This window comes from Streptomyces cahuitamycinicus (assembly GCF_002891435.1).
GTDB classification, from domain to species: domain Bacteria; phylum Actinomycetota; class Actinomycetes; order Streptomycetales; family Streptomycetaceae; genus Streptomyces; species Streptomyces cahuitamycinicus.
Genome location: NZ_POUC01000060.1, coordinates 1 through 12,216, shown reverse-complemented (window position 1 = coordinate 12,216; position 12,216 = coordinate 1). Strand labels below are relative to the sequence as shown.

Annotated in this window: 7 protein-coding genes; 6 read left to right on the top strand and 1 reads right to left on the bottom strand. The window is 73.7% G+C overall.

The features are described from left to right. Positions 1 to 24 precede the first annotated feature (24 nt). On the bottom strand, positions 25 to 1,068 hold the full coding sequence (locus C1J00_RS11285) for a serine hydrolase domain-containing protein (protein WP_102908909.1): 1,044 nt from the start codon (positions 1,066 to 1,068) through the stop codon (positions 25 to 27). Positions 1,069 to 1,239: 171 nt separating this feature from the next. On the opposite strand from C1J00_RS11285, the gene C1J00_RS11280 reads away from it, so the two are divergent. From C1J00_RS11280 to C1J00_RS11255, 6 genes are all read left to right on the top strand, one after another. Then, complete coding sequence (locus tag C1J00_RS11280) at positions 1,240 to 3,306, top strand: serine/threonine-protein kinase (protein ID WP_102908908.1); 2,067 nt, start codon at positions 1,240 to 1,242, stop codon at positions 3,304 to 3,306. 153 nt (positions 3,307 to 3,459) lie between these two features. Beyond that, positions 3,460 to 5,979, top strand: a complete 2,520-nt coding sequence (locus C1J00_RS11275; RefSeq protein WP_102908907.1) for a serine/threonine kinase C-terminal domain-containing protein — start codon at positions 3,460 to 3,462, stop codon at positions 5,977 to 5,979. Positions 5,980 to 6,146: 167 nt separating this feature from the next. Next, positions 6,147 to 7,877 carry a serine/threonine-protein kinase gene (locus C1J00_RS11270; protein ID WP_102908906.1) on the top strand — a complete coding sequence of 577 codons (1,731 nt, stop codon included), beginning with the start codon at positions 6,147 to 6,149 and terminating at the stop codon, positions 7,875 to 7,877. Positions 7,878 to 7,972: 95 nt separating this feature from the next. Then, positions 7,973 to 9,238: a serine/threonine-protein kinase gene (locus tag C1J00_RS11265; RefSeq protein ID WP_102908905.1), complete on the top strand. Its 1,266-nt coding sequence runs from the start codon at positions 7,973 to 7,975 to the stop codon at positions 9,236 to 9,238. Between the two features lie 120 nt (positions 9,239 to 9,358). Further along, a complete protein-coding gene (locus tag C1J00_RS11260; protein ID WP_102908904.1) occupies positions 9,359 to 11,014 on the top strand; it encodes a serine/threonine-protein kinase in 1,656 nt (551 codons plus the stop codon). Positions 11,015 to 11,085: 71 nt separating this feature from the next. Beyond that, the coding region (locus C1J00_RS11255; RefSeq protein WP_245936304.1) for a serine/threonine-protein kinase at positions 11,086 to 12,216 on the top strand (1,131 nt) is incomplete at its 3' end.

The window sequence follows — 12,216 nt, the reverse complement described above, 5'->3', positions numbered from 1 at the left end:
ATCCCCGTTCGGAAGCGGGTCGTTCTACGGGGTGCGGGGGCAGAACTCGGCAGCGAGTAAGGCGGGTTCGAGGCCGGGATCTGCGATCGCGTCCGTGTTCACGCGGAGGGTGAGGACACGCCGGCCGTCGACAGTGGCCGCGGTGCGCACGTAGCTGCCGGATATGTGCCCGTCGTGCCCCCACACCGTCGTGCCGCACGGAAGTTTCTCGGGAAACAGCCCCATGCCGTACGCGCCGTGTGCGGCACGGGCGTCGAGCATCTCGCGCAGCCAGTGCGGGGGCAGCAGCCGGCCGCCGAGCAGGGCCGCGTAGAAGCGGTCCAGGTCGGCGAGCGTGGTCACCAACTCGCCCGCGGCTCCGGCCACCCGCGGGTCGAGTTCGGTGACGTCGGTTCCGTCGGCGGCGTAGGCGCGGCCGTGCGGAGAGGGCAGCGAAGAGCGGGATCCAGGGAAGGAGGTGCCCGTCAGACGCAGGGGAGTGATGATGCGGCGCTCGGCTTCGGTGGCGTACGAGTGGCCGGTGGTCTGCCGGATGACCATGCCCAGCAGGACGTAGTTGGTGTTCGAGTAGACGAAGCGGCCGCGTTCGGCCGGGGGGTGGGTGAGAGCGATGCCCAGGGCCTGACGGGGTGTGACGGGTGCGGTCCCGCCGGTGTCCGTGGTGAAGTCGTGCAGTCCGCTGGTGTGGGTGAGCAGGGAGCGCAGGGTCAGCGCGCGGCCGTCGTTGCCTGCTCCTCGCACCAGACCCGGCAGGTGCCGCTCCACCGTGTCGGACAGCGACAGCCGGTGCTCGGCGGCCAGTTGCAGCACGACCGTCGCGATGAACGTCTTCGTGATGCTTCCGGCGCGGAAGTGGTCCGGCCGGGCGATTCCCGGACCGGTGCCGGCATAGCGGGTCGTGGTGCCCTCCCGGGCGAGCAGGGCCGCGGCCGGCGCCCTGCCCTGGGTCACCAGGAGCGGCAGCACCGCGTCGGTGGGCGGCATCGACAGGGCGGACGAGTCGGCCGGCGGCAGACCCAACATGGCCGCGGCCACGGGTAGTGCCAGCAATGTCCGAAACGGCGGCATGCGGGCTCCTCCCTGGTCAGGGCCCATCATGCAAGGCTGCGTGAGGCAGACCGCACCCGGGTTGCCGGGGGGCGGGCCCGCGGGTGCTCGCCAGAGGGCCCCTGGGCGCCGGGCACTTGTCGGGTGAGAGACAATGGAGGTTCGGTCAGGGCGGGTTGTATGAGGGGACGCATGTCGGAGGCGGAGCGGGCGGGCACATCTCGTCAGGACACTCGTCAGGACAACAGGGAGCGTCTCCTCGCGGGGCGTTACCGGCTGGGCGAAGTGCTCGGCCGGGGAGGCATGGGCACGGTGTGGCGGGCCCAGGACGAGACCCTCGGGCGGACGGTCGCCGTCAAGGAGCTGCGGTTCCCGTCGAACATCGACGAGGAGGAGAAGCGGCGGCTGATCACGCGGACGCTGCGCGAGGCCAAGGCGATCGCGCGGATCCGCAACAACAGCGCCGTGACGGTCTTCGACGTCGTCCAGGAGGACGACCGGCCCTGGATCGTGATGGAACTCGTCGAGGGCAAGTCGCTCGCTGAAGTCATCCGGGAGGACGGCCTCCTCGAACCGAAGCGCGCCGCCGAGGTCGGACTCGCCGTCCTCGACGTGCTGCGGTCCGCCCACCGCGAGGGCATCCTGCACCGCGACGTGAAGCCGTCGAACGTGCTGATCGCCGAGGACGGGCGAGTCGTGCTCACCGACTTCGGCATCGCCCAGGTCGAGGGCGACCCGTCCATCACCTCGACCGGCATGCTCGTCGGCGCGCCCTCCTACATCTCGCCGGAGCGGGCGCGCGGGCACAAGCCGGGCCCGGCGGCCGACCTGTGGTCGCTCGGCGGGCTGCTGTACGCGGCGGTGGAGGGCGCGCCGCCGTACGACAAGGGGTCGGCCATAGCGACCCTCACGGCCGTGATGACCGAGCCGCTGGAGGAGCCGAAGAACGCGGGTCCGCTGAAGGACGTCATCTATGGGCTGCTCACCAAGGACCCCGCGAAGCGGCTGGACGACGTGGGCGCCCGGGCGATGCTGAACTCGGTCCTGCGCGCGCCCGAGACGGCCGAGCCGGAGCCGTTGGACGCGACGAAGGTCGTGCCGCTGCCGGCGCAGCCGGACAGGTCCTCGGGCAAGGGCGGTTCGCCGGGGTCCGGGAGCAAGCGGGGCGAGGAGGCCGGGGAGCGGTTGCGCGGGGCGCTGCGTTCCGTGCGCAAGGCCACCGTGGGGACGGCTGCCGCGGGCTCGGCCGCCAGTGCCACTCCAGGAGGCAAGTCCGGGGCCGCCAAGGGCTCCTCCCCGGCGGCGGGCACGGCCTCCGCCGAGCCGGACAGTGGTATGGGCCGGAGCGGGGCCGCGGGTGCGGTCGGGGCGCAGTCGGGCTCGGCGGCCGGCACTGCCAATGCCGGTGCCGGTGAGCGGAAGGGGACGGAAGCCAAGACGGCGTCCGGAGGGCGGAGTTCTGGGTGGCCCGTCGTGCCGCCGCCGGATCTGCCGCCGCGGCCCGTGCCGCGGGCGCCGCTCACCGACGTGGTGCCGCGGCGGACCCTGGTGATCATCGCGGTGGTCGTGGTGCTCGCCGTGATCGGCACCGTGCTCGCGATCGTGCTCAGCGGTGACGGCAAGGACTCGAAGGGCGCCTCGGGAGAGGGCGGTGGGAAGACCGTCGCGACGGCGTCGAGCAGCGGCGACACCAAGGGCGACGATGCCGACGGCACACGGACGGACGGGCAGACGCAGCCCGCGCCGTCCCGGCCCGCGAACAGCACACCGAGCGGTGGCGCGAGCGGTTCCTCGGGCGAGGGCGGCACCGGCGGCGGGAAGGGCACCGCGGCCGAGTCGACTCACCGGGGCGCCCAGGGGTACTCGATCGGTCTGCCGAAGGGGTGGAAGTACCGGTCCACGGGTGCGGCGGGCGACCGCTTCACCGGGCCCGGCGGGCAGAAGCTGCTCATCGCCTGGACGTCCACGCCCAAGGGCGACCCGGTGGCGGACTGGAGGAGCCAGGAGCGCTACATGGTGCGCGCGCAGTACCAGAAGATCCGCATAGCGAAGGTGGACTACCGCGGCTGGAACACGGCCGACTGGGAGTTCACCTACACGGACGGCGGCACCAAGTACCGGACGATCGACCGGGGTTTCGTGGTCGACGACCGGCAGGGGTACGCGCTGATGTACACGGCGAAGGCGGCCGACTGGGACAGCGCGTCGCGCAAGGAGACCTGGCGGACGCTGACGAAAACCTTCGAACCCAAGTCCTGAGCATGGGGTGCCCCGGGTTTGGGGAGTGAGATCTGGCATCCCCCCATTGCGGGTTGCCTGCGGCACGTATCGTAAATATTTGCGGACCGTGCGCAGCCGAAACGGACCGCGGGGCGAACGGATGTGACCGAACGGGCTGCCGGGGGAGGCAACGTGGACGACTACGCGGGCCGGGTACTCGCCGACCGCTACCGCCTGCCGCTGCCGCCCTCCGACGAGTACGAACTCACCGAGACCCGGGCCTTCGACACCTACAGCGGACAGGAAGTCCTGGTCCGTCAGGTGCCGTTGCCCGAAGTGGTCGAGGCCGAGGTCCTCGACGCGGAGGGGCTTCCCGACGGTTTCACGGCGCGTGACGGCGGTGCGCGGCGCTCCGGCGCCCGCGCGGGCAACCGGCGGCCCACGGACCCGGTGGTGCGGCGCGCGGTCGAGGCCGCGCAGGCCGCGGCGGCCATTCCCGACCACCCCCGACTCGACCAGGTCTTCGACGTGTTCGCCGAGGGCGGTTCGCTGTGGATCGTCAGCGAGCTGGTGGCCGCGCGCCCGTTGGCGGCGCTGCTCGCCGAGAAGCCGCTGACGCCCTACCGGGCCGCCGAGGTGGCCTCGGACGTCCTGATGGCCCTTCGGGTGCTGCACGCGCACGGCTGGGTGCACCGGAACATCACCGCGCGGACGGTGCTCGTCTGCGACGACGGCCGCGTGATGCTGACCGGGCTGGCCGTGGGCGCGGCGGAGGAGGCCCTGTGCGGGTACGACCCGGTTCCGGAACCGCCCTTCGAGGAGTTCGGGCAGCGGCCGGGGCAGGAGGGCGGCGTGGGGCCGGCCGACGGCGCAGGCGCTCCGGGAGGCCCCGGACCGGCCGGTGGCAGCCGTGGCGCGGGTGACCCCGAGGCCGCGCGGCGCGCTGCCATAGAGGCCCGAGAAGCCAGGGGACTGCCTTCCGCAGGGGGCGAGACCACGGGTGAGGCCCCGGTCGTACCGGCGCGCGGGCCGGTGCGGGAGAGCGGGGACCCCCGGGCGGCGCGTGCCGGGGCGATCGCGGCCTACCGGGCCGGTGCCCGGGCTGCCGCACGGGTGCAGGAGGCGCAGCAGGGCGGGCCGGCGGCCCTGCCCGGAGCCCGCCCCGCACCGGACGGCGGGACCGCGCCCTACGGCGACGAGCCGGCACAGTCGCCGTACATCCCCGGGCAGGGCACCGCCCCCGGGGCCGTGCCGCCCGGGCGGATCGCAGACCCCTACGGTGTGGGCGGCAGCCCACGGACCACGGCATGGCATGGCGCCACGCCACGCGGCACGACCGGCGGGGCGCCGGTGCCGCAGGGCCGGGAGCAGGCGGCGCTCCCCCCGGCCACGGACACCGCGGTCCACGGCGAACCCACCCGCTGGGACGACCTGGTCGCCGACACCCCGGCTCCCCGGCGCGGTCCGGCCACGGCGCTGGCCGCAGAGCGGGCGCGGCAGGCGCGGATGGCCGTGGTCGGGCCCGTCACGGAACGCTGGGCGCCGGAGCAGGCCTATCCCGTGCACGAGAACTGGCAGTTGGCCGCCCCGATCGGTCCCGCGACCGACCTGTGGGCGCTCGGCGCCCTGCTCTTCAGGGCCGTGCAGGGGCACGCGCCCTACCCGGAGGAGTCCACGGCCGAGCTGGTGCAGATGGTGTGCGCGGAACCGCCCGCCTACGCCGAGGAGTGCGGGCCGCTGCGGCCGGTCGTGGAGTCGCTGCTGCGGCAGGACCCCACGGAGCGCCTCGACTTCGAGGAGGTACGCGGCTGGCTGCGCTCGCTGGTGCGCTCCGCCCCCGAACCGGAGGCCGGGGTGCACGTCGTCCCGGCGCCGCCCGTGGACGCCCGCCGGCTGCCCGTCGTACGGCGCCGGGGCGAGCTCGTGCGCAGGCGGAAGGCCGGGCTGCCCGCACATCACGGGCGGCACAAACGGGCCCGGAAGGAGTCCGGTTCACCGCACCGCCTCGGCCGCAGCCTGCTCGTGCTGGTCCTGCTCGCGATGGCCGCGGCGATCGCCTACGCCATGCTCTTCATGCCCAAGTCGGGGACCGACGGCGCGGACGGCGCGGACCGTACCGGTGCCGCCGGTGAGGTCAGCCAGGCCCCCGAGCCGGACGCCAGCAGCGAGCCCCGGCCCGACCAGACGTCTCCCGAGCCGGAGAAGAGCCCCTCGTCGTCGGCCGGCACCACCGAGACGCAGACCACCGGTCCGGACGTCGCCGACGGCTTCACCCTGCGCAAGGACTCGGCGGGCTTCCAGGTCGCCGTCGCCAAGGGCTGGGACCGCGCCGCACGGAGCGGCAGCGGACAGGTCGTCTACTCCAAGGGTGACTTCGAGCTCATCGTCGTGGCGGGCCGGGACAGCGCGTCGGAGTACGGCGACGACCCGATGGCCTACCAGCGGGAGACGGAGCGCGAGCTGCAGCCGTACCGCGACTCCAGCTGGGCCACCTCCACCGGGCTGAAGACCATCGAGGTGGGCGGACGGACCATGGCCGAGGGCCAGTTCACCTGGACCGGCGGCGACGGGGGCGAACTGTACGTCCGCAACCTCGCGATGCTGGTCGACGGCCGCTACCACGTGGTCCAGGTGCGCGGCCCGGAGTCCGAACGCGACGAGGTGACGCGGCTGTACGAGCAGGCGGCTGCCACCTACAAGGCGACGGGGTGATCGACCGGCGCGCCGCCTGTACCCCGCGGTTCACGCTCTGGTTGCCTCCCGTCCCGGCAGTCGACAACCGTCACAGTGCGGTCACCGTGGTACCCCGCTTGTTCCCAGGGTGAGGGCGGGTCCTTACGCTGGCCCTGTCAAGACCATTGCGGGGCAACGTGAATCAGATGCAGGGCCTGCTCGTCGCGGGCCGCTACCGGCTGGCCGAATCCATCGGCAGTGGCGGCATGGGCCGGGTCTGGCGCGCACATGACGAGGTGCTGCACCGGTCGGTCGCCATCAAGGAGTTGACGGCCGCCCTCTACGTCTCCGAGAGCGAGCAGGCGATCCTGTTGGCGCGCACCCGGGCCGAGGCCAGGGCCGCCGCACGGATCAACCACTCGGCGGTCGTCACGGTGCACGACGTGCTGGAGCACGACGGCCGCCCGTGGATCGTGATGGAGCTGGTCGAGGGCCGCTCCCTGGCCGACGCGGTCAAGGAAGAGGGGCGTGTCGAGCCGCGCGAGGCCGCCCGCATCGGTCTCTGGGTGCTGCGGGCCCTGCGCGCCGCGCACACCGCCGGGGTCCTGCACCGCGACATCAAGCCGGGCAACGTCCTCCTCGCCCGGGACGGACGCGTGCTGCTCACGGACTTCGGCATCGCGCAGATCGAGGGCGACACGACCATCACGCGCACCGGAGAGGTCGTCGGCTCGGTCGACTACCTGGCGCCCGAGCGGGTGCGCGGCCACGACCCGGGCCCGTCCTCGGACCTGTGGGCGCTCGGCGCGACGCTCTACACGGCAGTGGAGGGCCGGTCGCCGTTCCGCCGCACCACACCCCTGACCACCATGCAGGCCGTGGTCGAGGAGGAGGCCGCCGAGCTCCGGCACGCCGGCCCGCTCGCGCCCGTCATCACCGCCCTGCTGCGCAAGGACCCGGGCACCCGGCCCGGCGTGCCCGAGGCCGAGCACATGCTCGCCGAGGCTGCGGAGGGGCGGCGACCGAACGGGGCGCAGGCGTATGTGCCGACGCAGTACGGGGGGCCGTCGCCGTACCGGGACGCACACAGCGGTACCGCCCCCGGGACGGCCACCACGGCCACCACGGGCACCCCGGGCACCGGCCTCGGCACCGGTTCGGGTTCGCACGCCGGGACACCCCTCCCGCCACTGGCCGGCAGCCCGGCCCCCGGGGCGTCCACGGCCGGTACCCCGCCCTACGGCCCGACCGGTCCGACCGTGCTGGGACCGGTGACGGGTTCGCAGCCGTCCCGTTCGGGTAAGCGCCGTCGGCTGCGTACCCTCGCCCTGGTCGTCGCGCTCGCGGCCATCATCGGCGGGGGCACGGCCGTGGTGCTCCAGCAGTGGAACGAGAGCCGGGCGTCGCAGGCCGGCGGATCCGGCTCGTCGACGTCCACCGGCACGAAGCGGCCCGGAGGATCGGTTCCGGCCAGCTGGATCCGCTACGACGATCCCGCGGGGTTCAGCCTCTACCTGCCGAAGGGGTGGAAGCGCAAGCCCTACGGCCCCCAGGGCGAGCTCAAGCAGATCGACTACTCACCGGACGGCGGCCGGCACTTCGTCCGCATCGCCGTCGACAGGTCACCGGACTTCGCCGATCCCTACGAGCACCAGCTCGACCTGGAGCAGCAGCTTCAGCGGCTGGTCGCCTACAAGCGGCTCGTGCTGAAGCGCAACGTCTACCGTGACCGGGACGGCGCCCTGTGGGAGTACACGTGGACCGCCCAGCCCAAGCAAACCCTGTTCCCCGGCCCGCGCCGGGCCATCGAGGAGACGTACGTCGCCCGCGACGGCATCGAGTACGCGCTCTACATGTCGGCCCCGGCCGCGGACTGGGCGACGGCGCGCAAGCAGTTCACCTCGCTGCTCCAGGGCTGGCGGGAGAAGACTTCCTGATGCAGGGGCACTTCTGACCGGGGGGGGCTGCCTGTTTCGGCCACCCGCACCTCGCCGTCCCGGAGTGGTTCCGTCCGTTGGGGCATGATGGCCGCATGGGGACCGAGGGGCACAACAGGCGTGTCATCGCGGGCCGTTACCGGCTCGAGGAGAAACTCGGTCGCGGCGGCATGGGCGTGGTCTGGCGGGCCACCGACCAGCTGCTCGGCCGGAGCGTGGCCGTCAAGGAGCTCCCCTACGACCCGACGCTCTCCGCGGCGCAGGCGCGCCGGCAGCGGGACCGTACGCTGCGCGAGGCCCGGGCCGTCGCCCAGTTGAGCCACCCGCACATCGTCGTCGTCCACGATGTCGTCGAGGACGACGAACGCCCCTACATCGTCATGGAGCTGATCGAGGGGGGTTCCCTCGCCGACCGGCTCGCCCGGCGGGGCCCCGTCGACGCCGCCGAAGCGGCCCGCATCGGAATCGCCCTGCTCGGCGCGCTGGGCGCGGCACACGCGGCCGGGGTACTGCACCGTGACCTCAAGCCGGACAATGTGCTGCTGGAGACCGGCACCGACCGGATCGTCCTCACCGACTTCGGCATCGCCCAGGTCGCGGGCGCCCCCACGCTCACCGAGAACGGGGCCTTCGTCGGCTCGCCCGAATACACCGCGCCCGAGCGGATGTCCGGGGTGCGGACCGGGCCCGAGTCCGACCTGTGGTCACTGGGGGCGCTGCTGTGCGCTGCCCTCAGCGGGGAGTCGCCGTTCCACCGCGACTCGCTGGGCGGCATCCTGCACGCCGTCGTCGTGGGCGACATCCAGCCGCCCGCGCAGGCCGGGCCGCTCCTGCCCGTCGTACGCGGGCTGCTGGAACGCGATCCGGACCGGCGGCTGGACGCGGACCAGGCCGAGCGGATGCTCCAGGCCTTCCGCGACACGGGCCGTACACCGCTGTCGCCGCCCGGCTACGGGTCGTCGCCCGGCTACGGACCGCCGCCCGGATACGGTTCGTCGCCCGGCCACGGTTCGTCGTCCGGGTACGCGGCGGCGGCCGGGGACGTACCGCGCCGTCGGCCGCAGGATCCCGCCGGCCGGCAGGCGCCCGGGTCGTCGGCGGACCTGCCCGGCCCGGACCGGCCGGAGGAGCCCTTCCTGCGCCAGCCCGCGCGGCGCGTGCTCATCGCGGCGCTGCTGGTCGCAGCGATGGCGGGCGCGGGGGTGTCCGCGGCGGCGCTGCTGAGGGAGGAGGGCACCGGGGACGGCAGCCCCACGCCGGCGAGTTCCGCGACGACGAAGCCGAGGACCACGCCGACGACGCCGACGACGACGCCGACACCCCGGTCGGCCGCCCCGAGCACGCCCGCGCCCGCCCCGTGACCGTCGAATCGCCCTAATCGCTCTAAAAGGGGAGAACAACTCCCTCGTGAAGTCACGGGTCTGTGACCGGCTCGCGTCCTTTGTGGATCCGCGGGCGGTTGGCGCGATATGGATGAACCCATGAGCAGCAGCGGGGGAGCCCGATCCGGGGCCGATGAGCCGACGAGTTTTGTACTGCAACCGCCGAACCAGCAGGCGCCGGTGCCGGGCAATCCCTACGCGGTGCCGGCCGCGTCACCCACCCAGGTCGTGCCGTCCCAGTCACCCCAGGCGCCCGAGGATCCCGGTGCCGGGCGGCTCATCGCCGGGCGCTACCGGCTGCTGGCCAAGCTCGGGCACGGCGGCATGGGCGCGGTGTGGCGGGCCAAGGACGAGACGGTGGACCGGGAGGTCGCCGTCAAGGAACCCCGCGTCCCGGAGCATCTTCCCGAACGCGAACGTGCCAACGCCTTCGAGCGGATGCGTCGCGAGGCCCGTGCGGCGGCCCGGCTCGACCACCCGGCGGTGGTCGACGTGCACGACGTCGCGGTCGTGGAGGACCAGCCGTGGATCGTGATGGAGCTGGTGCGGGGCCGCTCGCTGGGGGACGCCCTCCAGGAGGGCACCCTGTCCGCGCGCGAGGCCGCCCGGATCGGCCTGGAGGTGCTCGGCGCCCTGGAGGCCGCGCACGCGGCGGGCATCCTGCACCGGGACGTGAAACCGGACAACGTGCTGCTCGGCCGCTACGACCGGGTCGTCCTCACGGACTTCGGGATCGCCCAGATCGAGGGCGAGACCAGTCTGACGGACACGGGCGGCTTCGTGGGCTCGCCCGAGTACATCGCACCCGAGCGCGTGCTGGGACAGCGCCCGGGCCCGGCCAGCGACCTGTGGTCCCTCGGCGTGGTGCTGTACGCGGCGACGGAGGGCGTCTCGCCGTTCCGCCGCAGCAACACCCCGGCCACGCTCCAGTCCGTCCTCAACGCCACGCCCGCACCCCCGGCCTCCGCCCAGGGCCCCGTCGCCGAGGCCATCAACGGCCTGCTGAACAAGGACCCGGCCCGCCGCCCGAACGCCGCGCAGGTGCGGGCACTGCTGGAGGCGGCCGCGAACCCGCCCACCGCCCGGACCACGCAGGCCGTGCCGGTCACGGGCCGGGGCGGTGGCGGCCCGGGCGTCCGGCTCGGCCGCAAGGCCTGGACCGGACTGGGCGCCGCGGTCGTCGCGGCGGCGGTGACGGCGTACCTGGTGCTCGCGGACCCCTTCGCCGGGCCGCTGCCCGAGGGCTGGGAGATCAAGCAGGAGAAGGATCTCGCCGCGTCGCTCGCCGTCCCCGCCGGGTACCAGCGGACGGTGCCCGACCGGAAGTCCGACCAGGACCACTGGGTCGCGTACAGCGACTGGAGCGGCAGCATCTGGCTCCGCCTGACCCTGGACAAAAAGGCCGAGGACACCGGCGGCAACATCGCCGGCTCGGCGGCCGCCGAGATGTACGACGACGACACCCGGTTCAAGGAGAGCGGGAGCTACGAACTGGACATGGACGAGGGTTCCAAGAAGACGGACCCCAGGACGACCACGTACAGGGACAGGAAGGCCGCCCAGAACACCGTCCCCTTCACGACCGACGACAGCGAGAACCCACGCCCCCGGGAGTGCCAGATCTTCTACTACCGGACCCCCGGCGGCGACATGTACAAACTCATCGTCAGCTACCCGGACGACAGCGACTTCACCGCCCGTGGACGCGAGGTGGCGAGCACGGCGATCGCTAACCTGGACATCGACAAGACCTGATTCCGCCCCTTCGCCGCGGTTGTGGACGACCCGCGTCGACAAGGACACGCCCCGCGGGGTACTGATGGGGCATGAGCAACGACGGGGGCGGGACGGACGACGCCCGGGGCCGGCTGGTCGGTGGGCGCTACCGGCTGGTCGAGCGCATCGGCTCCGGCGGGACGGGCACCGTCTGGCGGGCCCTCGACGAACTCGCGCAGCGTGAAGTCGCCGTCAGACAACCGCGGTTGCCGGGCACCCCGGAGGACGAGAGTCACCGGCGGGCGGCCCACCGGCTGCACCGCGAGGCCCGGGCCGCCGCCCGCGTCGACCATCCCGCCGCTGTCACCATCCACGACGTGGTCGTCGAGGCGGAGCAGCGCGACGAACACCCGGGCCCCGTGGGTCCCGACGAACTCGACGCGGCCGAGGCGCTGGACGGACTGCCGTGGATCGTCATGGAGATGGTGTCCGGCGAGTCCCTCCACGACAGAATCCGGCGGGGCCCGGTCGATGTGCCCGAAGCCGCCCGGATCGGCCTCGCCGTGCTCGGTGCCCTGCGCGCCGCGCACTCGGTCGGCATCGTGCACCGGGACGTGAAGCCCGCCCGTGTGCTGCTCGGCCCGCACCGGCGCGTCGTCGTCACCGACTTCGGCCTCGCCCATGTGCAGGGCGAGGATCCGCTCACCGCGAGCGGGGAGGCCACCGCCGGTTCGCCGGAGTTCGTCGCCCCCGAGCGGATGTCCGGCCGCATCGCCGGACCCGCCTCCGACCTGTGGTCCCTGGGCGTCCTGCTGTACGCGGCCGTCGAGGGCTCGTCCCCCTTCCTGCGGGCCACACCGGAGGCCACGCTCGCCGCGATCCTCGCCGCCGAGCCGCCCGAACCGACACGGGCCGGACCCCTCGGGCCGCTGATCGCACGGCTGCTGGTGCCGGACCCGGAACAGCGGCCGGATGCCGAGGAGGTCGCGAAGGAACTGGAGGCGGTGGCGGGGCCCGCACCGGCCGCGGCGGCACCGCGGACGACCGGCCCCGAACCGAAGCCGGACGACCGGACCGCATCCCGGCCCGACCTGATGCCCGCCGCCGCGCCGACTGCCGTGGCCGCCGCCGCGCCGACTGCCGTGCCCGGCGCCGTGCCGACTGCCGTGCCTGCCGCCGCCCCCGGCGGCGTGTCACCTGCCGAACCTGCCGTCCAGCCCGTCCCCGTCCCCGCGCCTAGG

What these genes read in the sequence shown, in the direction of transcription:
- C1J00_RS11285 (WP_102908909.1), bottom strand. Translation starts at nt 1,068, where the DNA reads ATGCCGCCGTTTCGGACATTGCTGGCACTACCCGTGGCCGCGGCCATG.
- C1J00_RS11280 (WP_102908908.1), top strand. Translation starts at nt 1,240, where the DNA reads ATGTCGGAGGCGGAGCGGGCGGGCACATCTCGTCAGGACACTCGTCAG.
- C1J00_RS11270 (WP_102908906.1), top strand. Translation starts at nt 6,147, where the DNA reads ATGCAGGGCCTGCTCGTCGCGGGCCGCTACCGGCTGGCCGAATCCATC.
- C1J00_RS11265 (WP_102908905.1), top strand. Translation starts at nt 7,973, where the DNA reads ATGGGGACCGAGGGGCACAACAGGCGTGTCATCGCGGGCCGTTACCGG.
- C1J00_RS11260 (WP_102908904.1), top strand. Translation starts at nt 9,359, where the DNA reads ATGAGCAGCAGCGGGGGAGCCCGATCCGGGGCCGATGAGCCGACGAGT.